Source organism: Amycolatopsis oliviviridis (assembly GCF_014654365.1).
GTDB classification, from domain to species: Bacteria; Actinomycetota; Actinomycetes; order Mycobacteriales; family Pseudonocardiaceae; genus Amycolatopsis; species Amycolatopsis oliviviridis.
The window spans coordinates 527,635-548,601 of sequence record NZ_BNAY01000001.1 but is presented as its reverse complement, the minus strand read 5'-3'; the positions used below and the strand labels follow the sequence as shown (position 1 = coordinate 548,601).

The following is a 20,967-nucleotide window of genomic DNA, read 5'->3' as shown; positions in this document are numbered from 1 at the left end:
AGCCGCATGACGGCCGCGTGGTCTTTCCAGGAAAGGACCGACCGGCAAGACTGCGAAGCATGACCAGGCCGCATCCGCTCGACCCGTTGACCGCCGACGAACTCACCGCAGGCCGGGCGATCCTGGCCGACGAGGGCCAGTTGACCGCGACCACGCGGTTCCCGGCGGTCCTGCCGGTGGAGCCGGACAAGGGCGACGCCGCCCCTGATCGCCGTGTCCAGTACACGCTCCTGGACACCGCGACCGGGCAAGCTCGCGACGTGGTCGTTTCGCTGGCGAAACGCGAAGTGGTCTCCTCCGAGGACTGCGGCGAAGGCCAGCCCGCGTACCTGTTCGAGGAATACGACCTCGCCGCGTCGATCACCAAGGCCTCGCCGGACTGGCGGGCCGCGATGGAACGGCGTGGGCTGGCCGACCGGATCGAGCACGCCTTCTGCGCTCCCCTGGCACCCGGGTTCTTCGGCAGGCCCGACGAGACCGGCCGCGTCATCCGCTCGCTGACGTTCCTGCGCGACGACGAGTCCGACAGCCCGTGGGCGCATCCGGTCGAGGGCCTGATCGTGCACATCGACCTGACCGAACAGCGGGTCATCAGGGTCGAGGACGAGGGCGACGTGCCCGTCCCGCCGGAGCACGGCCGCTACGGCGACGTCCCGGCACGCACCACCCTCAAGCCGATCGAGATCACCCAGCCCGAGGGGCCGAGTTTCCTCGTCGACGGCAACGAGGTCACCTGGGAAGGCTGGAAACTCCGCGTCGGCTTCAACGCCCGCGAAGGTCTGACGCTGCACCAGATCAGCTTCCAGGACCGGTCGGTGCTGCACCGTGCGTCGGTACCGGAGATGGTGGTGCCGTACGGGGACACCGCGCCCGGCCGGTTCTGGATCAGCTACTTCGACGCGGGTGAGTACCTGCTCGGCAAGAACGGCAACGACCTGCGGCTGGGGTGTGACTGCCTCGGCGTCATCCACTACTTCCCCGCGTACGTCGCCGACGACCACGGCCACCCGGTCGAGATCCCGCGCGCGATCTGCATGCACGAGGAGGACTACGGGATCCTGTGGAAGCACACGGATCTCGACGGCCGCGCAGAGGTCCGCCGGTCGCGGCGGCTGGTGATCTCGTCGATCTCCACCATCGGCAACTACGACTACGGGTTCTTCTGGTATCTCTACCTCGATGGCACCGTGGAGCTGGAGGCGAAGGCCACCGGCATCGTGTTCGCCGGTGCCGCGCCTTCAGGCACGGAACACCCGCACGCCAACGAGATCGCGCCCGGCCTGTTCGCACCGGTGCACCAGCACCTGTTCTGCGCCCGGCTCGACGTGGCGATCGACGGCGAACGCAACTCGCTCGTCGAGGTCGACGTCGAACGGGTGCCGATGGGTGAGCGGAACCCGTACGGGAACGCTTTCACCTGGAAGGAAACCCCGCTGCGGACCGAGCTGGAGGCCCGGCGGCACGCGGACCCGGCCAAGGCGCGGGTCTGGGAGATCCGCAGCGCGGAGCGGACCAACCGGCTCGGCAGGCCCACGGCGTACCAGCTCGTCCCCCGGCCGTCCGCGACGTTGATGGCGCAGCCGGAATCGACCGTCCACCAGCGGGCGACGTTCGCCACCCGGCACCTGTGGGCGACGCCGTACCGCGCCGGCGAACGCTACCCGGCAGGCGAACGGCCGAACGCCCACCCGGGCGGCGCGGGCCTGCCAGCCTGGACCGCCGCCGACCGGGACCTCACCGACACCGATCTCGTGCTGTGGCACGTGTTCGGCCCGACTCACATCCCGCGCCCGGAGGACTGGCCGGTCATGCCGGTCGACTACTCCGGTTTTTCCCTGCGCCCCTATGGGTTCCTGGACCGAAACCCGGCCCTCGACCTGCCTTCGGGCGCTGCCGACGATCACTGTTCCGCCCACGATCACTAGGACTCCTGCGATGCCCGAACTGACCCTGTCCGACACGTCCACCTGGCTGCCACTGGACGGCCTCGCCCCCGGTTTCGACGCGAACAAGGCCCCCACCGTCGGCGACCTGCACGGCCGCGCCTTCGAGCTCGCCTGCGAAGACGGCACCACGTTCACCGCGGGTTTCTCCGGTACCCGGATCGAATGGACCTACCACGGCACCGGCACCGACCGCTGCGAGACGTTCCTGGTCGACGACGACCTGTACTACGTCCAGTTCCATCCGCAGGCACGGCAGGAAGAGGCGTTCACCCTCCTGCTCGACCTGCGCCGCGGCCGCGCGCTGCTCGTACTGAGCAAGATCGGTGAAACATCGCCGCGGGTCACGCAGACCTTCCTCGCCGCCACGATCGGCGGCATCGAGCCCAGCGGGGAGTCGCTCGCGCCGACCACGTCGCTGGTCGGGCGCCGCGTTCTGTGGGTATACAGCACGGAGCACGCCTATGAGCACGTGTACCTCAGCCCGCACTGGTACACCTGGCAGTGCCTGGCCGGACCGGAGAGGGGACTCGCGGACACCGACGAGAACTCGGTCTACGAACTGCGGCCGGGCATCTACGTCTTCGCCTGGCGGGAGAAGGTGATCCCGTGCGCCTCGGTGACCGTCGCCGATCACCGTGACGCGAAACGGCTGCGCTCGCACGGTGTCCTTTTCGGACTGGACGCCTCCGGGAGCACTCCGACCCACTTCACCTTCGGCGCGCACGGCAAGCTGCTGAGCACCACCGTGCACCCCGAGGCGTACGACCCCGCCGGGAGCTGAGCCTTGACCGCCGACCTCATCCTCACCAACGCCACGGTGTACACAGTGGACGGTGCCCGGCCCTGGGCGTCGTCGCTGGCGGTCAAAGACGGCCGGGTGCTTTCCCTGGAGGACATCGAACGCGGCCCGAACACCGAGGTCGTCGACCTCGGCGGCGCGTTCGTCATGCCCGGCCTGGTCGACGTGCACAACCACCACGCCCTCGCCGGGCGCGCGGCCCTGTTCGAGCTCACCTTCGGCCTCGACGCGGGTCTTGACGACATCCTCGCGGCGGTCCGTTCGCAGGCCGCGGCACTCGAGCCGGACGAATGGGTGGTCGGCGGCGCCTGGGCGTCCACCCTGGTCAGCACCCTCTCGACGACCTCGGCCCGGCACGCGCTCGACGAGGCCGCCGGCGGGCGGCCGGTCATGCTGTCGGACGACAGCAGGCACAACCGCTGGGTGAGCAGCCGTGCCCTGGAGCTGGCCGGCGTCACCGCGTCGACACCCGATCCGGCGGGCGGCGAGATCGTCCGCGATCCTTCGACCGGCGAGCCCGTCGGCGTCCTGCTCGAAGCGGCGGGTGTCGCCGTCGAGCGGGCGCTCAGCGAGACACGGACGCTCACCGCCGAGCAGCATGTGGCGGCGTCGCGGCACGGTATCGGCACGCTGCATTCGTACGGGGTCACCGCGTTCCAGGACGCCGGCGTCTCCGCGGACATCCTGGGCGCGCTGAAGACGCTCGACGACTCGGGCGAACTGCACGCGTGGGTCGTGTCGTCGCTGCTGATCAACGACCCGATCTTCGGTTTCGACCCGATCGGCGCGCCGTTGCTGGAGGTCGCCGGGCAGTACCGCAGCGAGCACCACCGGCCCGACTTCGTGAAGATCTTCCTCGACGGCGTCCCGCCGACCCGCACCGCCGCCTTCCTGGAGCCGTACCTGCCGGACGCCGCGCACGGTGCCTGTCACCACGGCGCCACCACCATGCCGGGCGACGAGCTCACGGGCTGGCTGCGGATCGCGGCCGAGGCGGGGCTCTCGGCCAAGGTGCACTGCACCGGGGACGCGTCGGTGCGCGCCACGCTGGACGCGGTCGAGAAGATCCGCGCCGAGGGGTTCGCCGAAGCGCGGTTCCAGGTCGCGCACGGCCAGTTCGTCCACCCCGATGACCTCCCGCGCTTCGCCTCACTGGGGGTCGCCGCGGACATCTCACCGTTCCTGTGGGTCCCCGGGGTCATCCCGGCGGCCATCGCCGAGGTGCTGCCCGGTGAGCGGGCCGGGCGGATGCAGCCGAACCGGTCGCTGCTGGACGAGGGCGCGCTGGTCGCGGGCGGTTCGGACTGGCCGGTCAGCGAGTCCCCGAACGCGTGGGAGGGCATTCACGGCCTCGTCACCCGCCAGGACCCGACAGGCACGTTCCCCGGGGCGCTGTGGCCGGAGCAGGCGATCACCCTGGCCGAGGCCGTCGAGGTCTTCACCCTCGCCGCCGCCCGCGCGATGGGACTGGGCGACGTCACGGGCTCGCTCGCCCCGGGGAAGTCGGCCGATTTCGTCGTCCTGGACCGCGATCCGTTCAAAACCGATCCGTCGGCACTCGTCAAGACAAAGGTGACGCAAACGTGGTTCGCCGGGCACCGCGTGTATCTGTGCGACTGATCTCCTACACTGGTAGAAGAACCAGTGCGGGAGGTCTGCCGATGCCGAAGATCATCGATCACGACGAGCGGCGCAGTCACATCGTCGACGTCACCTGGGATTTGATCACCCAGGGCGGGATCGAGGCCGCCACCATGCGCGAGATCGCGGCGGCCGCCGGCTTCGCCAACGGTGCGCTCAAGCTGTACTTCCCGAGCAAGGAAGACATCATCCAGGCCACCTACGAACGTGCGCTCGGCATGATGCGCGAGTACGTGGAACTGGACGAATTACGCGGGCTGACCGCGCTCCGCGAGCTGTGCGTCTCGTCGATGCCGATCGACGAGGACCGCATCGCCGCGGGGCGCGTCCTGCTCACCTTCTGGCAGCTGTCGCTGACGAATCCGAAACTGCAGGACAAGTACCTCGAGCACATCCGCTCGTGGCGCGGCCTGCTGCACCGGTATCTCACCGAGGGGCGCGAGGACGGCGACATCGTCACCGAGACCCCCGACGAGCAGCTGGTCGACGAGGTCGTGCTGATCAACGCCGGGGCGAACGTGATGAGCCTGGTCGCCGGGGAGTTCTCGACGATCGCCCTGCAGCAACAGCACCTGGACTCGTTCTTCGCGCGGCTCGCCCGCCCCTGACACTACGTACTACCGCATTTCGTCCTCTGAATGCGGTAGTACGTAGTGCGAACAGCCGCATTCAGAGGACGAAATGCGACGGCCGAACACCCGCATCAACCCGACATGAGGGGCGTTGTGAACGCCACTTTCGCAACCTTGAGGGTTGCGAAAGTGGCGTTCACAACGTGGCGGCGCCAGGCACGACCGCATTCAGAGGACTAAACGCGACGGTCGAACACCCGCGTCAGGAAGCTCGCCACGTGCTTGTGCGAGCGCGGCGAAGCGGGCAGATCCGTGTACAGACCATAGAAACCATGGATCTGTCCCGAGTACCGCGTCATCTCGACCTGCGTCCCCGCGTCGGTCAACCGCCGCGCGAACTCCTCCCCCTCGTCCCGCAGGACGTCGTACTCGGCCGTCAGCACCAGCGCGGGCGGGAGCCCGGTCAGGTCGTCGGCGCGCAGCGGCAGCAGGTACGGATCGTTCAGCTGCGCCGGGTCCGACACGTACTGCTCGAAGAAGAACCGCATCGCCCCGGCCGTCATGCCGTACCCCTCGGCGTAGTCCACATAGGACCGGAAACCGTCGTCCGGATGCCCGTAGACCGGGCAGATCAGCACCTGCGCGGCCAGCGGCGGGCCGTTCCGGTCGCGGGACATCATCGAGACCACCGTCGACAGGTTGCCGCCGGCGCTCTCCCCGCCGGTCGCGATCCGCCCCGCGTCGACGGCCTCCCCGGCTCCCCCCGCGGCGAGCCATTCGACGACGGAATAGCAGTCGGCCGGGGCAGCCGGGTACGGGTTCTCGGGCGCGAGCCGGTAGTCCACCGCGACGACGGCGACCTTGGCCGCGTTGCACACCGCGCGCGAGGCGACCTCGTTCTCGTCGATCGAGCCGATCGTCCAGCCACCACCGTGTATCCAGACGAACGCCGGCACCGGCGCGGCGGCGTCGGGCAGGTAGACCCGCACGCGCACCCCGGAGGGCAGGACGTGGTCGGTGACCGAGGCGACCTCTTCGACCGTCTCGGGACGCCGCCACGAAGCAGCGAAAGCGGCGCGCAATTCAGGGGCCGTCAGCGGCCCGGTGGGGACCTCCGACGGAGCACTGCGGGCCAGGAGTTCCTTGACCGCGGGATCGAGCGTCACGGTCACACCGCTTCCGCGACGAGCACCCGGGGGCTGCCGGGCAGCGCGAGCCGGTCGGTGACCCGCCAGCCCGCGTCGCTCAGCCATTCCCGGACCTCGGCCTCCGGATAGACGACGGTCCCGTCGATCACCAGGTACTCCCCCGCGTGCAGCGCGTCGATCGGCCGCTGGACCGCGTCGTCGTCCAGGAAGAAGTCGAGCAGCAGCAAGGTGGCGCCTGGCGACGCGGCCGCGCGGGCGTTGCGCAGGATCTCCGCGTTCTGCTTCGCGTCGAAACGATGGACGACGTGGTTGACCATCACCAGGTCGAACTCGCCTTCCGGACGCGCGGTGGGGGTCTCCGCCCCGACGACGGTCGCCCGGTCCGCGAGCCCCGCCAGGGCGGCCGCGGTGGTGACCGACTCGGTGAAGCCCGGGTCGAAGACGAACGTCGTGTGCAGTTCCTCGTTGGCCTTCATCGCTTCGACCGCGAACGCGCTCGAAAGCCCGCCGAGGTCGAGAAGCTTTCGATGGGAGCCGAAATCGAACGCGCCGGCCATCATCTTGGCGTGCAGGGCGTTGTAGGTCATCACGCCGGACATGAACGTGCCCCAGCGCGCGTCGTCCATCTCCAGTTCGCCGGGTTCGCCGGTATCCGCCGTGTGACCGAACTGCAACCAATGCGGGTAGCTGATCGAGTCCAGGAAGGTCAGGAACGGCGCCAGGTCCAGGTCCCCGCCGCCGAGGTACTCGGCCGCATCGGCGGCCAGTTCGTACTGTCCGTCCACACGGGACAGCAGGCCGAGCGATGACATGGCGTCACCGAGGATCCTGGTGATCTTCTCCGGTTTCCCGGTCTTCCCCGCCAGCTCCGCGGCCGTCAGCGGCCCGTCGGCGAGCGCGGTGAACAGGCCGATCCGGCTCGCCGCGAAGAGTTGCTTGGCCGCCATGTAGCCCACGGCGATGTCCACGATCCGCTCGGGACCGGCAGTCTTGGTCGACCCGCTCACGGGTGCCCTCCTTAGCTCGTTTCGGCCGAGAGTCTACAGGCGTAGACAAAAGAATCCAGTGCAAGTTTTCGCCCACCACCAGGAAAAACCTGCCGGATATCAACTTCCTACATTCGTAGAATATACCCATTGACAGCGCACTCGCCCAGTGTCAACATGCGTAGAACTACCCCCGCCGGAGGCCCGTTCCCCGGCTGTGCGGTCCGCTTCGGGCGGGCACGGGAAAGGGGATTCATGACCCTGCTCGAATTACGAGAACTGACCGTCGGCGTGATCGCCGACGAAACCGAACGCGAACTGGTGCGCGAACTTTCGTTCGACCTCGAACAAGGCCGGACACTCTGCGTGGTCGGCGAATCCGGCAGCGGTAAAACGGTGACGGCCTTGTCGATCATCCGGTTGCTGGAGTTCGTCGCGCCGGTGTTCACCCGCGGTGAGATCACCGTCGACGACGTGGACCTCACGCGCCTCTCCGCCGACGAGATGCGCGCCTACCGCGGCCCGCGGATCGGGATGATCTTCCAGGAGGCATTGGATTCGCTCAATCCGAGTCAACGGGTCGGCAAGCAGCTGATCGAGGCCTATCGCAAGCCCGGTTCCCTGCCTCGCCAGGCAGCGCGCAAGGGTACGCCGTTGCACCGCGAGGCCGAGGCGAAGGCCCGCGGCCTGCTGAAGGAAGTCGGCCTCACCGACACCGACCGGGTGCTTTCGCTGTACCCGCACCAGATGTCGGGCGGAATGCAGCAGCGCGTGATGATCGCGCTGGCACTGATGGCCGACCCGGGCCTGCTGATCGCCGACGAGCCGACCACGGCCCTCGACGTGACCACGCAGGCGGAGATCCTCACCCTGTTCGACCGCGTCCGCCGCGACCACGGCACCGCGTGCGTCTTCATCACGCACGACATGGGCGTCGCCGCGCAGGTCGCCGACCGGATCGCCGTGATGTACCGAGGCGAACTGGTCGAACTCGGGTCCAAAGAGGACATTCTGCACTCGCCGAAGCATCCCTACACCAAGGCGTTGCTCGACTGTGTCCCGAAGCTCGGCGTGAGCAGGCGCGAGGGCTTCCCCACCATCTCCGAAGCGCTGCTCGAAGCCGCGATGAACGGCGACTCGGCGGTCGCGACCGAGACGAGGAAGCTCAACGGCGCGAAAGCGGAGAACGCCGGCGAGGGCACCGCGCTCGTCATCGACTCGGTGTCCAAAGTGTACGGACGCCGCGGCCGGTTCTCGCTGAGCCGCGAACCCGAGGTGCACGCGGTCAAGGACGTCTCGCTGGAGATCGCGCCCGGTGAGTTCTTCGGCCTGGTCGGGGAATCCGGTTCGGGCAAGACCACGCTCGGCCGTCTGGTGAGCGCGCTGGAACCGCCCACTTCGGGCACCATCGCCTTCGGTGAGCACCGGTGCACGCCGTCCGGGCTCGACGGCGACGAGCGCGCGTTCCGCCGCCGCGCGCAGCTCATCTTCCAGGATCCGCAGAGTTCGCTCGATCCCCGGCACTCCGCCGCCCGGATCATCGCCGAACCGCTGCGGGAGCTCACCGGCCTCCGCGGCGCCGAACTGGACCGCCGGGTCACCGAGCTGATCGACGAGGTCGGTCTCCCCTCGGACACGGCGAAGAAGCTGCCGTCGCAGCTGTCCGGCGGGCAGCGTCAGCGCGTCTCGATCGCCCGCGCGATCGCCGCGGAACCCGACCTCATCGTCGCCGACGAGCCCACCTCCGCGCTCGACGTCTCGGTGCAGGGCCAGGTGATGAACCTGCTGCTCGAACTGCGGCGCACCCGCGCGCTCAGCTTCCTGTTCATCACGCACAACCTCAGCCTGGTGCTCTCGGTCGCCGACCGCGTCGGCGTGATGTACCGGGGCGAACTGATCGAAATCGGCGACCCGGACGAGATCCGGCTCCACGCCCGGCACGACTACACCCGCCGCCTCCTCGCGGCGAATCCCGAACTGCCCGCCCACCCCCACACTGGAGTGCGGAACCCATGAGACGAACCCTGACCTCGGCCGCCCTCGGCCTGGCGACCGTCCTGCTGCTCAGCTCGTGTATGGGAGGGCAGGCAGGCGGTGGCGCCGCCGACGGGCCCCCGAAGCCCGGCGGCAACCTCAACGTCGCCGTGCCCACCGACCCGCAGTCGCTCGACATGGTCGCGAACCCCGGCCAGGTGACCGCCCACATCGGCAACATGATGTACGAGAAGCTGTTCGAGGTGGACCGGAGCTTCACCTCCCGGCCCATGCTGGTCGAGGACTACACCACCAGCCCGGACAGGCTCACCTACACCTTCAAGCTGCGCCAGGGCGTCACCTTCCACGACGGCAACCCGCTGACGTCCGAGGACGTCGTGGCGAGCCTGAAGCGCTGGCAGCAGGTCCACCGCACCGGCCAGCTGGTCACCCCGGACATCGAGGCGATCACGCCGACCGATCCGGCGACGGTGACCATCAAGCTCAAGCAGCCGCGGTACCCGCTGATCAACGAGCTCGCCGGCGCCGGCACGGAGATCTACGAGGCGAAGAACATCGCCGGGGCCGCGCCCACCGGTTTCGCCCAGGACAAGGCGATCGGGACCGGGCCGTACAAGCTGAAGAGCTGGGACATCGGCCGTGAGCTGGTGCTGGAGCGCTACACCGGCTACAAGTCCCGGTCCGAGGAGGACTGGGGCGGGCAGGCGGGCGCCAAGCACGCGTACCTGGACACCGTGACCTACAAGGTGGTCTCCGACCAGGACGCGCTGATCAACGGCCTGCAGACCGGGCAGTGGGACCACATCATGCCCACGAACGACCAGTACGAGACGCTGCGCAACAACCCGGCCGTGGTCGTGCACAACCTGCCCGGTGGCAACGACAACGTGGTGATCCCGAACTTCAACACCGGTTCGAAGTTCGCCGACCCCCGGGCCCGCGAGGCGCTGAACCTGCTGCTGGACAAGCCCGCCATCAACGCGGCCACCGGTGGCAGCAAGGACCTCACCCTGGAGACCGGCGCCTTCGCCTCACCGGACAACAAGCAGTTCTATTCCACCGCGGGCGACGAGGTCTACAAGAAGCACGACCCGGAGAAGGCCAAGCAGCTGCTGGCCGAGGCCGGGATCACCGCCGGCGCGACGATCCGGATCGTCACCACGAACTCGTACCCGGAGTTCGGCAAGTGGGCCGTGCTGATCCAGGACAGCCTGTCGAAGATAGGCATCAACACCAAGATCGACACCTTCGACTTCGCCACCATGCTCGGCACGCTGACCAAGGAACCGGGCGGCTGGGACATCACCACGCTGTTCTTCGACTCGGCGCTGACCTCGCCCGCGCAGATGCCCGCGCTCACCCTGGGCACGCTGAACGGTTCCGCGTCGCCCGAGCTGGACGGGCTGATGGCGGAGTACAACGCCTCGACGACACCTGAGCAGGCGAAAGCGGTCGTGGACAAGCTGCAGGCGTTCACCTGGAAGCAGCTGTCGGTGATCACCCTGAGCCAGTCCCGGCTGTACGCGGCCTACTCCCCCAAGCTCAAGGGCTACGGCGACTTCTACCGCGTCTTCTGGAACACCTGGCTGGCGTCATGACCGGTCTGCTGCTGCGCAGGCTGCGCGATCTGGTGATCATCCTGGTGATCGTCGGGACGATGATGTTCTTCGTCATCCGGCTGATCCCCGGCGACCCGGCGCAGGCCATCCTCGGCCCGACCGCGCGACCGTCCGATGTGGACGCCCTGCGGGAGAGCATGGGGCTGAACGGGCCCTTGTGGGAGCAGTACCTCAGCTGGGCCGGGAACGTGCTGCACGGCGACTTCGGCACGTCGATCACCTATCACGCACCGGTGCTCGGTGTGGTCGCCGACCACATCCTGCCGACGCTGACCCTGGCCGTGCTGTCCACGGTGATCAGCTTCTTCCTGTCGGTCGCGATCACCTCGTGGCAGGCGGTGTCGCCGCGCAACCCGGTGGCACGCGCGCTGGACCGGCTGTCCGCGCTCGGCATGGCGATGCCGGACTTCTGGATCTCGCTGATGCTCGTGCTGGTGTTCTCGGTGACGCTGCGCTGGTTCCCGTCCAGCGGCTACGAGAACCTGTTCACCGATCCGGCGACGGCGGTACCCGCGCTGGTGCTGCCGCTGACCGTGCTGGTCATCGGGCAGACCGCGTTGTTCGTGCTCACCCTGCGCGAAAGCCTGCTCGGCGAGCTGCCGCTGGCGTATCTGCGCACCGCGCGGGTGAAGGGGCTGTCCGAGCGGCAGGTCATGACCAAGCACGTCCTGCCGAACGCGCTGATGCCGCTGATCACCCAGCTGGGCAGCAACTTCGCCATGCTGGTCGGCGGGATCGTGATCATCGAGTCCATCTTCGTCGTGCCCGGCCTGGGCCATCTGCTGATGGGCGCGGTGTCCACCCGCGACTTCCCGCTGATCCAGGGTGTGACGCTGTTCGTCGCGGTGCTGTTCGTACTGGTCAACCTGCTGGTGGACCTGTCGTACGCGCTGCTCGACCCGAAGGTGCGTGTCTCGTGAGCGTGGCACTGATCGAAAAGACGTCGTCCGTGCGGGAGAAACCCCCGGCCGGTCGCGCGGCGAAGACGTTCCGCCGCAACCGGATGCTGGTGATCACCACCGCGATACTGGCGCTGATCGTGCTGGTCGTGGTCGTCCTGCCGTTCTTCCTGCCGAGTGTCAGCGCGACCGACCCGGTGAACCGGCTGCTGCCGCCGTCGGGTGCGCATCTCCTCGGCACGGACTCCTTCGGCCGCGACGTGCTCGCCCGGCTGGTCTCGGGCGGCCGGGCGTCGCTCGGGCTGTCCGCCCTGATCACCCTGTGCGCGGCCTTCACCGGCCTGGTGATCGGGCTGATCAGCGGCTTCTTCCGCGCGGCCGACGCGGTGCTGATGCGGGTGATGGACGCCTGGATGTCGTTCCCGGCGATCATCCTCGCGATGGCGCTGGCGATCTCGCTCGGCGCGAGCATCTGGACCGAGCTGATCGCGCTGACGGTGATCTTCACCCCGTTCACCGCCCGCGTCATCCGCAGCCGCGTGCTCGGCATCGCCGGCCGGGCCTACATCGGCGCGGCCCGGGTGTCGGGGATGAGCAAGTGGAAGATCCTCGTCGTGCACGTGTTCCCGAACGTGCTGCCGCTGGCGCTGGTGCAGGTCGTGATCCTGTCCGCGGCGGCGATGCTGGTGGACGGCGCGATGAGCTTCCTCGGTCTCGGCATCGCTCCCCCGACCCCGACCTGGGGCAACATGATCGCCGAAGGCCGGTCGTACCTGGTGCAGGCGCCCTGGCTGGTGATCGCGCCCGGCGTGACGATCATGGTGTGCGTGTTCCTGCTGAACCTCATCGGATCGTCGCTGCGGATCGCCGTCGACGCCCGCGCGCGGACGCTGAGCGAAATGCAGCGTCTGCGCACCCGCCGCCCCTCCGGCAGCTGAGAAAGGATCCCGTTGTCTGCCACTACTTCTCTGGCCGTGCGCCGATTCGCTCCCGAGACCGTCTCGGGACCGCCCGTGCTGCTGGTGCACGGATTCGCCTCCGACGGGCACACCGACTGGATCACCACGGGATGGCCTGCCGCGCTCACCGCCGCGGGTCGTGAGGTCCTCGTTCCCGACCTGCCCGCGCACGGCTCCAGCCCGGCCCCGTCGGGCTCGCTGGGAGCCGCCGCGATCACCACCGAACTGTCCCGGCTCGTCATCGGACTGTCCGAAGTGGACGTCGTCGGGTACTCCCTCGGCGCGCGGCTGTCCTGGGAACTGCCCGCGCGGGCACCGGTCCGGCGGCTCGTGCTCGCGGGCGTGAGCCCGTTCGAACCGTTCGGCGCCGTCGACGTCGCGGCCGCGCTGGCGTACGCCGACGGCGGCAAGGTGCCGTCGGATCCGCTCACCGGCATGATCGCGCACATGATCACCGCGCCGGGCCGGAATCCCGCCGCGCTCGCCCGGTGCATCGAAGACCTGCGCGGGGAACCTTTCGCGCCTGTCGCCGGTGCTGTCTCCGTTCCGACCCGGTTCGTGGCCGGGGTGGACGATCCGGTGAGCCAGGGCATCGAGACCTTGGTGGACCTGGTTTCCGGCGCGGATCTCGTGCGGGTGCCCGGGGACCACGGTGGAGCTCTGCGGAGTGCGGAGTTCAAGGCGGCCGTGCTGGAGTTCCTCGGCTAGCGACTTGCCCCGACGCGCGCTATGAACGGTCCTTTCCTTGCAAATTTGGCAAGGAACGGACCGTTCATAGCGTTCCGGCCGGTTCGGCGCGCGTCCGGTTGTCGCACCTGCGCCGATGTCATGAAAGGGGCGTTCAAGACGTTTTCTGTCCTGAACGCCCCTTTCATGACATCCCGAAGCCAGTCAGAAGGTCCCATCGGCGGCGACCGAACGGTCCAGCCAGAGATCCTCCAGAGCCGCCCGCACCTCCGCACCACGAAAAGCGGCCAACGCGACAGCGCCCAGGTTGTCCTCCAGCTGAGCCATCCGGCTCACCCCGAACAGGACGTTCGCCACCGGCTCGTAAGCGAGGCAAAACGCGACGGACAGCTGCGAAGGACTCACTCCGAAATCCCCTGCCACAGCAGCGACGCGCGACGCCGCGTCCCGGATCGACTCCCGGATCCCACCCATGTCCGCGCCGATCTTCCGTTCCGGCGTCTTGCCGAGCAGTACCCCACCCTCGAAGATGTCCGAAGCCTGCAAGGTCAGCCGTCCCGACTCGAAGTGCGCGCCATAGAACGGGCCCTCCGCCATGGAACGCCGTGCGACGCTGTACTTCAGCTGAGCGAAGGCCGGCGCCGGAAGTCCTTCGGCGGCAGCGAACTCCAGCGCGCGGTCGAGATCCGAGGCGTGCCAGTTGTTGACACCCCAGACATCGAACCGTCCGAGCCGGATCTGTTCGGCCACCTCGGTGACGATCCGCGGGATGTCCGGCCGTTCGAAGTAATCACCGACGACGACGGCTTCCGCGCGGTCGACGCCGACGCGGTCGAACGAGGTGGCGAGCTGCTCGGCGAAACCGGTGTTGGGGTAGTCCCAGAGCCAGAGTTTCCCGCACAGCTGGTATTCGTCGCGCTGGATCCCGGCCGCCCGGACGGCCTCGCCGAAGAGGAGGTCCGTGCGCGACTGCTCGGAATGCGGCCCCATGTTGTAGTGAGCGACGTCGAACAGCGTGACCCCGGCGTCGATCGCGTACCGGATCAGGCGCACCGCGTCGTCGAACTCCATGCGGTCCCAGGTGTTCCAGGATCCCAGGCCCAGTGCCGAAGTGGCGAAGCCCAGTCCGTTCTGCTTCTCGTGCACGAGTTTTCCTTTCTCTGGCAACAGAAACCAGTTTTAGTCTACGATCGTAGAATGAACAAGAGACTCGTAGTGGTGACCGGCGGTGCCAGCGGCATCGGCCGCGGAGTCGCCGAAGCCTTCCAGTCCGCGGGCGACCGCGTGGTCATCGCCGACGTAGACGCGCGCGCGGCCCACGAGCTGGCAGGCGAACTCGGCGCGGAGCACGTGGAACTCGACATCTCCGACCCCGGTTCGGTCGACGCGGCGCTGTCGCTGATCACCGAACGGTTCGGCGCGGTGGACGTCCTGGTCAACAACGCCGGCCTCGCCGGGGGCGGCGGACCATTGGTGGGACTGGACATCGGCGTCTTCGACCTGTGCATGCGGGTGAATTTCCGCGGCACCTTCCTGATGACGCGTGCGGTCGGCGCGCAGATGCTGGCGGCCGGGACCCGGGGTGCCATCGTCAACATCACCTCCATCGGCGCCCGGCAGCCGACTCCCGGGCTCGGTCATTACGAAGCCACCAAGGCCGCGGTCGAGGCGCTCACCCGCTCGGCCGCGCTCGAACTGGCGCCGCACGGAATCCGGGTCAACGCCGTCGCCCCCGGCCCGGTGCTGACCCCGATGACCGCCGGGTTCGCCTCGGACACCGCGGCCCGCGCGGCGTGGGAGGCGAGGATTCCCTTGGGAACCATCGCCTCCGTCGCCGACGTGGTGCCGTCAGTCCTGTTCCTCGCCTCCGCCGACGCCGGCCATCTCACCGGGGTGAGCCTCCAGGTCGACGGCGGGCAACTGCTCACCTGAGTACACGACGCGGCCGCCGGACACGGTGAGTTCGACACCGACGTCCGGCAGGTCCGCGAACGCGACCTCCAGCGGATTCGCCGCCAGCACACAGAAGTCGGCGACCCGGCCCACGGTCAGCGAGCCCTTCCAGTCCGCCCCGCCGTCCTGTTCGGCGGCCGCGACCGTGTAGCAGCGCAGCAACCGGGCCATCAGCTCCGAGTCCATTTCGGACGCCTCCAGCATCGCGGCGGCCGCGGCGATGTGCACCCGCCAGTCCGGGGTGACCACCGGCGCGTCACTGCTCAAGGTCAGCGGGACACCCGAGTCCAGCATCTGCGCCAGCGGCCAGGCGCGGGCGCCGACCTCGGCACCGAGCGCGTCCGTCAGCATTCCCCGCATCGCCACCGCGATCGCGGGCTGCGTGGTCAGGCCGACTCCCGAGGAAGCCATCCGCGCCAGCTGCTCCGCCGTCACCAGATCCCCGTGGACCAGGTGATCGCCCTGGCGAAGCGACCCGAGAGAGGCCTCGATACTGCGGTCGCCCGTGGCGTGCACGGCGACCGTCATTCCCGCGTCATGGGCGAGGCGGATCATCTCGGCGAGGTTGCCCGCGCGGTCCGGGTCGTCGTCACCGTCGACGAGGAGCGCGCCGTGCGAACCGTCGGCGTAGCAATGATGCGTCCACGCGGACCGCATCGGCGGGATGCCGTCGGCGAAGATCTTGACCCCGGGCACGGTGAGCCACAACGGATCCGCCTCCGGTGACGGCGTGGCCAGCCCACTCCGGAAGCCCTCCAGGGAGCTCGCGCCATCGAGCAGGCCGAACAGCCGCAACGCGGTCACCCTCGCGCGAAGAAGACCTTCCGAGGCCAGCGCCGCGTACTCCTCCAGGACCTCGGCGCCGAAGCAGCCCTTCTCCCCCGGCCCCAGGCCGGGCTCGGTGTAGCTGGTGATGCCGAGCGACGCGCACAGATCGCCCGCGCGCAGGATCGCGGTCCGCCGTTCGTCGGCGGTCCGCACCGTTTTCTCTTCTCCCCCGGTGAATCCGGCACCGCCGATGAGCGTATGCGGCCACCGGGCACCCAGCCACGTCGCGTGAAGGTGGGCGTCGTTGATGCCGGGAAGGACGGTTCTCCCCGCCAGGTCGATCACCTGGGTGTCCGGGCCGATGTGATCCAAAGCGACGTCGCCGACGGCGACGATCCGGTCGTCGCGCACGGCCATCGCCTGTACGACGGTGCCCGCCGGGTCGAAGGTGAGCACGGGACCGCCGCGAACCACGAGTGAAGCGGGGCGAATACGTTGCGACGGCATGGTTTCCTCCAGGATCTGGACTTTTTCTCCTACGACTGTAGACTAAAAAGATGGTCAACAGAACCGAAGCGGCGGTGCTCACCGAACACGGCTCCGCGCTCACCTTGCGGGAACTACCGCTACCGGAAGAGCCGGAACCAGGCGCCGCGCTGGTCCGGATCACCTGCACCACCTTGTGCGGCACCGACGTGCACATCTGGTCCGGCCAGATGACCTTCCCCGGCATGCTCCCGATGGTGCTGGGTCACGAAATGGTCGGCGAGGTGGTGGCCGTCGGACCGGGGACCACCGACACCCTCGGCCGCGAGATCACCGAGGGCGACCGCATCGGCTGGTCCGAGTCGACCTGCGGAAAGTGTTACGGCTGCACGATCCTGCGCGAACCGGTCGCCTGCGAGAAGCGCGGATACGGCTTTCTCCAGCGTTCCGACGTCTTCCCGTACGCCACCGGCGGCCTCGTCCGGTACTGTTACGTGACACCCGGCGCGGCCAAACTCCTCCTGCCGGACGACGTCAAGGACACCTGGGCCTCGATGTCCGGTTGCGCGGGCAAAACCGTACTGCGGGCCGTTTCACGCTCCGGCGGGATCCGTCCCGGTGCGACGGTCGTGGTCCAGGGCGCCGGCGCACTGGGCGTGTTCGCCACCGCCGTCGCGCGGATCTCCGGCGCGGGCGACGTGATCACCATCGGCGGCCCCGCCGACCGGTTGGAGACCGCCGAACGTTTCGGGGCGACGGCGACGATCCCGGTCGACGGCACCGTCGAAGACCGTGTCGAACGGGTCAAGGAACTCACCGGCGGCCACGGCGCCGACCACGTCTTCGACTTCGCCGGCGGGCCGACCATCGGTGAAGAGGCCGTGGCCTTCGCCGCCCAGCGCGGCACGATCGCCGTCGTCGGCTCCACCGGTCCCCTGCCCGCCCCCGTGGCGCTCGGCACCGTCATGGGCAAGGAACTCACGGTCGTCGGCTCGCTCAACGGCGATATCGCCGACTACCACCGCTCAGTGGACTTCTTCCGCGCCTTCGCCGATCGGATGCCCTGGGACGACCTGTTCAGCGCGCCCGTCGGGCTCTCCGAAGCGTCCAAGAGCGTCGAGTCGATGTCGCGGCTCGGCGAACTCAAAGCCGTCATCGATCCCCGCCTTCCCTAGGAGACTCGAATGCCCGTCATCCCCCAGCGCCGCATCGGCCGCGACGGCCCGCTCACCGGCGTGCTCTCGCTCGGCTCCTGGCACACCTACGACCGGATGGACTTCCGCGAGGCGGTGAACCTCGTCCGTACCGCGGTCGATTCCGGAATCACGCTCTTCGACGTCGGGGTCTACGGATTCCCCGGTGCCACCCCGGTCTACACCGACGTGCTGTTCTCCGCCATGGTCCGCGCGGCCGGGCTCCGGCGCGAGGACTACCTGCTTTCGGCCAAGCTCTGGCTGGAGGGTTACCCGGAGCACAACCTCCGCGACCAGCTGGACAACGCGCTGTTCCGCGCGGGCGTCGAGCACGCCGATCTGGTGGTGCTGGGCGATCTCCGGCGTGACGACACCGATCTGCACCGCCTGGTGCTGGATCTGAACGAACTCCGCGAGGCCGGGCTCATCCTCCACTGGGGCGTCAACAACTGGTCGGCCACCACGATCCAGGCCCTGCACGACTTCGCCGCGGCGGAAAACGTACCCGGCCCCGCCATCGCGCAGCTGAAATACAGCGTCGCCCGCCGGTCCATTCCGGACGGTGAGCCCTTCAAGAAGGTGTTCGGCGAACTCGGGGTGACGCTCCAGTCTTCGGACATCTTCGAAGGCGGTGTCCTGCTGGGCAAGAACAGCGGCGCTCGTCAGGTCGGCCGCGACCCCGGCGACATCCGCGAGCGCATCGCCGCCTCCGCCCCGGAGCTGGCGAAGATCGCGACCGAACTGGACGCGACGCCCGCCCAGCTGTGCCTGGCCTTCACCCTCACCCACCCGGCCAACACGACCACGCTCTTCGGCGCGACGAGCACCGAGCAGCTGAAGGACAACCTGGGCGCGGTGGACCTCGTCGAGCGTGTGGGCGCGGAAGAACTCCGCGCGCTGGTCGAGCCGCACTGGGCGGACCGTGACATCGTCGACCCGGAGGGACCGTGACGGCCTTCGACCCCGAACTCGCCGAGGCGCTCAAGGATTTGCCGTCCGGGCCGCCGTTGAGCGCGGAATCGCTGGCGGGCATGCGGCAGGCCATGGCCGAGATGAACCTGACCTGTGCCGAGGCGATCGGCGACCGGGATCTCGTCTGGGAAGACCGGACGGTTCCCGGCACCGACGTCGTCGTGACCGTCGTCAAGCCCCGGGAAGCCCGGGAAGCGCCGGGGTTCTACAACATCCACGGCGGCGGCATGGTGCTGGACGACCGGTTCGCCGATCTGCCGCGGATGGTCGCGCTGGTCGAAGAATTCGGCTTCGTCGCGGTGACCGTGGACTACCGGCTCGCGCCCGAACATCCGCATCCGGCGCCGCTGGAGGACTGCTACGCGGGCCTGACCTGGATGGTCGAGAACGCCGCCGAACTCGGCTTCGACCCCGCCCGGCTGGTCGTCGGCGGCGGTAGCGCGGGTGGTGGGCTCAGCGCGGGAATCGCCCTGCTGGCCAGGGATCGCGGCGGACCGGCACTGGCCGGTCAGCTGCTGCTGTGCCCGATGATCGACAGCCGCAACGACTCCGCGTCCACCCTGGAATTCGCCGAACGCGGCGTCTGGGGACGGGAGGCCAACGAGTTCGGCTGGCGGTCCCTCCTGAATGGACAGACCTCGCCGTACGCGGTCCCGGCGACCGCGGAAGACCTCACCGGGCTCCCGCCCGCCTTCATCGAGGTCGGCGCGGCCGAGATCTTCCGCGACGAGGACGTCGACTACGCGCGTCGGCTCTGGCAGGCGGGTGTGCCCACTGAACTGCACGTCTGGTCTGGTGCGTACCACGGTTTCGACCGGTTCGCCCCGGACAGCGAGGTGGCCCGGGCCGCACGCGCCACCCGGGCCTCCTGGCTGCGCCGCACTATCGGCCGAGCATGAACCGAGCGGCCTGCTCGCCGACCAGCACCGCCGGCGCGTTGGTGTTGCCCGTGGTCACCCGCGGCAGCACCGACGCGTCGGCGATGCGGAGCCCGCTCAGCCCGTGCACGGTGAGGTCCGGGCCGACCACGGATTCGGCGTCGGTGCCCATCCGGCAGGTCCCGACCTGATGGTGGTAGGTGATGGCGGTCCGCCGGACGTACTCGCGGACGTCGGCGTCCGGCCCCGGGTAGAGCTCGCGGGCGCCCCAGTCGTCGGCCAGCGCGGACGCGCGGCCGATTTCCCGGCACTGCTCCACCGACGCGACCAGGCTCTCGAAGTCGGCCGGGTCCTCCAGAGCGGCGAGGTCGATCAGCGGCTCGTCGAGCGGGCTCGGCCCCGAAAGCCGGAGACTGCCGCGGCTGCGCGGCGTGACCATGCCCGCCATCAGTGAGAACCCGGTCTCCGGACCGGTCATCCACTCCTCGTACATCGGCACGCTGAAGTGGATCGGCTGAGTGTCGGGCACCCTCAGCCCGGGACGGCTGCGCCAGAACAGATGCGTCTGCGTGACCGAACGGCCGGGCGCGGGCGGGTCGACCTGACGGCGATCGGTCGCGAAGATGACCGGCGAGAGCAGATGGTCGTGCAGGTTCTTCCCGACCCCCGGCAGTTCGGCGACGACGTCGATGCCGTGCACCTCCAGTTCGTCGACTGGCCCGACACCGCTGCGCAGCAGGATCGCCGGTGAGGCCAGCGCGCCGGCGGCGAGCACGACCTCGTCGGCGAAGACCTTCCGCAGTTCGCCGTCCACTTCGGCCAGCACGCCGGTCACCCGGTCGCCCTCGAAGAGCAGCTGGTGCACGAGCGCTCCCGTGTGGACGGTCATCCGGTCGATGGCGGGCTGCCCGTAGGCGAGCCAGGTGTTGAGCCGTTGGCCGCCCCGCGTGGTGACGCGCTGCACCGAGACGCCGTCGAGCTCGTCGCCGTTGTAGTCCGGGTTGAACGGCAGGCCGATCTGCACGGCAGCGTCCACAATGGACTGCTGGATCGGGTGCAGCGGCTCGTTCGGCACGACGTCGAGCAGATCCTTCTCGATCCGCTCGAAGACCGGGCGCACGTCGTCCCACCGCCAGCCGGGCAGGTCCCAGCCGTCGTAGTCGGCCGGGGCGCCGCGCACCCAGATCATCGCGTTGAGTGAATGCGACCCGCCGAGCACCTTGCCGCGCGGCAGATGCAGCCGCCGGTTCGCCGCGTGCGGCTGCGGCACGGTGTAGTAGTCCCAGTCCTCCGGGCCGTGCCACAGCTCCCCGGCCCGCGAAGGGTCGTGGATGGCCGGGTTGGTGTCCGGCCCGCCCGCTTCGAGCAGGGTGACCCATGCCCCGGAGTCGGCCAGTCTCCTGGCGACCACCGAACCGGCCGAACCCGCTCCCACCACGATGACGTCCATGTCCCCCACCCTCGCA

Annotated in this window: 18 protein-coding genes; 13 read left to right on the top strand and 5 right to left on the bottom strand. The window is 69.0% G+C overall.

What is annotated here, in order from left to right; translation table 11 throughout:
• Positions 1-59: 59 nt before the first annotated feature.
• From IE302_RS02035 to IE302_RS02020, 4 genes are read left to right on the top strand one after another with little or no spacing between them, the layout of a single operon-like run.
• Entirely contained in the window at positions 60-1,925 is a 1,866-nt protein-coding gene (locus IE302_RS02035; RefSeq protein WP_191251150.1) for a primary-amine oxidase, read from the top strand.
• Positions 1,926-1,935: 10 nt separating this feature from the next.
• Entirely contained in the window at positions 1,936-2,727 is a 792-nt protein-coding gene (locus IE302_RS02030; RefSeq protein WP_191251148.1) for a molybdenum cofactor biosynthesis F family protein, read from the top strand.
• Positions 2,728-2,730: 3 nt separating this feature from the next.
• Positions 2,731-4,365, top strand: a complete 1,635-nt coding sequence (locus tag IE302_RS02025) for an amidohydrolase (protein WP_191251146.1) — start codon at positions 2,731-2,733, stop codon at positions 4,363-4,365.
• Positions 4,366-4,406: 41 nt separating this feature from the next.
• The gene (locus tag IE302_RS02020) at positions 4,407-4,994 is read left to right on the top strand and encodes a TetR/AcrR family transcriptional regulator (protein WP_191251144.1); all 588 of its coding nucleotides are present in this window, start codon (positions 4,407-4,409) and stop codon (positions 4,992-4,994) included.
• 200 nt (positions 4,995-5,194) lie between these two features.
• Here the strand turns inward: IE302_RS02020 and IE302_RS02015 are convergent, their stop codons facing one another.
• Both IE302_RS02015 and IE302_RS02010 read right to left on the bottom strand, forming a co-directional pair.
• On the bottom strand, positions 5,195-6,130 hold the full coding sequence (locus IE302_RS02015) for an alpha/beta hydrolase (protein ID WP_191251142.1): 936 nt from the start codon (positions 6,128-6,130) through the stop codon (positions 5,195-5,197).
• Positions 6,127-7,113, bottom strand: coding sequence for a methyltransferase (locus IE302_RS02010; RefSeq protein ID WP_191251141.1), 987 nt, complete (start codon positions 7,111-7,113; stop codon positions 6,127-6,129). Before IE302_RS02010 ends, IE302_RS02015 begins: the two co-directional genes overlap by 4 nt.
• Before the next feature lie 234 nt (positions 7,114-7,347).
• Between IE302_RS02010 and IE302_RS02005 the strand changes: the two genes are divergently transcribed.
• The 5 genes from IE302_RS02005 to IE302_RS01985 are packed head-to-tail and all read left to right on the top strand — an operon-like array spanning position 7,348 to position 13,272.
• Positions 7,348-9,108, top strand: coding sequence for a dipeptide ABC transporter ATP-binding protein (locus tag IE302_RS02005; protein ID WP_191251139.1), 1,761 nt, complete (start codon positions 7,348-7,350; stop codon positions 9,106-9,108).
• Positions 9,105-10,685: an ABC transporter substrate-binding protein gene (locus tag IE302_RS02000; RefSeq protein ID WP_191251137.1), complete on the top strand. Its 1,581-nt coding sequence runs from the start codon at positions 9,105-9,107 to the stop codon at positions 10,683-10,685. The genes IE302_RS02005 and IE302_RS02000 overlap by 4 nt, the downstream gene beginning before the upstream one ends.
• Positions 10,682-11,626 (top strand): ABC transporter permease, encoded by a 945-nt coding sequence (locus IE302_RS01995; protein WP_020636398.1) that lies wholly within the window; start codon positions 10,682-10,684, stop codon positions 11,624-11,626. The genes IE302_RS02000 and IE302_RS01995 overlap by 4 nt, the downstream gene beginning before the upstream one ends.
• Positions 11,623-12,543, top strand: a complete 921-nt coding sequence (locus tag IE302_RS01990; RefSeq protein WP_191251135.1) for an ABC transporter permease — start codon at positions 11,623-11,625, stop codon at positions 12,541-12,543. Before IE302_RS01995 ends, IE302_RS01990 begins: the two co-directional genes overlap by 4 nt.
• Positions 12,544-12,579: 36 nt before the next feature.
• Positions 12,580-13,272, top strand: a complete 693-nt coding sequence (locus IE302_RS01985) for an alpha/beta fold hydrolase (RefSeq protein WP_229907551.1) — start codon at positions 12,580-12,582, stop codon at positions 13,270-13,272.
• A gap of 183 nt (positions 13,273-13,455) precedes the next feature.
• Here IE302_RS01985 and IE302_RS01980 read toward each other — a convergent pair whose 3' ends face one another.
• A complete protein-coding gene (locus tag IE302_RS01980; RefSeq protein WP_191251133.1) occupies positions 13,456-14,397 on the bottom strand; it encodes an aldo/keto reductase in 942 nt (313 codons plus the stop codon).
• Positions 14,398-14,466: 69 nt separating this feature from the next.
• Here IE302_RS01980 and IE302_RS01975 point away from each other — a divergent pair, with 69 nt between their 5' ends.
• The gene (locus tag IE302_RS01975; RefSeq protein ID WP_191253032.1) at positions 14,467-15,183 is read left to right on the top strand and encodes an SDR family NAD(P)-dependent oxidoreductase; all 717 of its coding nucleotides are present in this window, start codon (positions 14,467-14,469) and stop codon (positions 15,181-15,183) included.
• Here the strand turns inward: IE302_RS01975 and IE302_RS01970 are convergent.
• Positions 15,100-16,479, bottom strand: a complete 1,380-nt coding sequence (locus IE302_RS01970; RefSeq protein WP_191251132.1) for an amidohydrolase — start codon at positions 16,477-16,479, stop codon at positions 15,100-15,102. The two genes, IE302_RS01975 and IE302_RS01970, sit on opposite strands and share 84 nt — an antisense overlap.
• A gap of 50 nt (positions 16,480-16,529) precedes the next feature.
• Between IE302_RS01970 and IE302_RS01965 the strand changes: the two genes are divergently transcribed.
• Genes IE302_RS01965 through IE302_RS01955 form a run of 3 tightly spaced genes read left to right on the top strand, consistent with a single transcriptional unit; the run spans position 16,530 to position 19,522 of the window.
• On the top strand, positions 16,530-17,633 hold the full coding sequence (locus tag IE302_RS01965) for a zinc-binding dehydrogenase (RefSeq protein ID WP_191251130.1): 1,104 nt from the start codon (positions 16,530-16,532) through the stop codon (positions 17,631-17,633).
• A gap of 9 nt (positions 17,634-17,642) precedes the next feature.
• Entirely contained in the window at positions 17,643-18,602 is a 960-nt protein-coding gene (locus tag IE302_RS01960) for an aldo/keto reductase (protein ID WP_191251128.1), read from the top strand.
• Positions 18,599-19,522, top strand: a complete 924-nt coding sequence (locus IE302_RS01955) for an alpha/beta hydrolase (RefSeq protein WP_191251126.1) — start codon at positions 18,599-18,601, stop codon at positions 19,520-19,522. Before IE302_RS01960 ends, IE302_RS01955 begins: the two co-directional genes overlap by 4 nt.
• On the opposite strand, the gene IE302_RS01950 is transcribed toward IE302_RS01955, so the two are convergent.
• On the bottom strand, positions 19,506-20,951 hold the full coding sequence (locus tag IE302_RS01950; RefSeq protein WP_191251124.1) for a GMC family oxidoreductase: 1,446 nt from the start codon (positions 20,949-20,951) through the stop codon (positions 19,506-19,508). The genes IE302_RS01955 and IE302_RS01950 overlap by 17 nt on opposite strands.
• Positions 20,952-20,967 lie beyond the last annotated feature (16 nt).

Bases quoted from the DNA above. Each gene is read 5' to 3' on its own strand.
- IE302_RS02035 (WP_191251150.1), top strand. From the start codon at position 60: ATGACCAGGCCGCATCCGCTCGACCCGTTGACCGCCGACGAACTCACC.
- IE302_RS02030 (WP_191251148.1), top strand. From the start codon at position 1,936: ATGCCCGAACTGACCCTGTCCGACACGTCCACCTGGCTGCCACTGGAC.
- IE302_RS02020 (WP_191251144.1), top strand. From the start codon at position 4,407: ATGCCGAAGATCATCGATCACGACGAGCGGCGCAGTCACATCGTCGAC.
- IE302_RS02005 (WP_191251139.1), top strand. From the start codon at position 7,348: ATGACCCTGCTCGAATTACGAGAACTGACCGTCGGCGTGATCGCCGAC.
- IE302_RS02000 (WP_191251137.1), top strand. From the start codon at position 9,105: ATGAGACGAACCCTGACCTCGGCCGCCCTCGGCCTGGCGACCGTCCTG.
- IE302_RS01995 (WP_020636398.1), top strand. From the start codon at position 10,682: ATGACCGGTCTGCTGCTGCGCAGGCTGCGCGATCTGGTGATCATCCTG.
- IE302_RS01970 (WP_191251132.1), bottom strand. From the start codon at position 16,479: ATGCCGTCGCAACGTATTCGCCCCGCTTCACTCGTGGTTCGCGGCGGT.
- IE302_RS01965 (WP_191251130.1), top strand. From the start codon at position 16,530: ATGGTCAACAGAACCGAAGCGGCGGTGCTCACCGAACACGGCTCCGCG.
- IE302_RS01960 (WP_191251128.1), top strand. From the start codon at position 17,643: ATGCCCGTCATCCCCCAGCGCCGCATCGGCCGCGACGGCCCGCTCACC.
- IE302_RS01950 (WP_191251124.1), bottom strand. From the start codon at position 20,951: ATGGACGTCATCGTGGTGGGAGCGGGTTCGGCCGGTTCGGTGGTCGCC.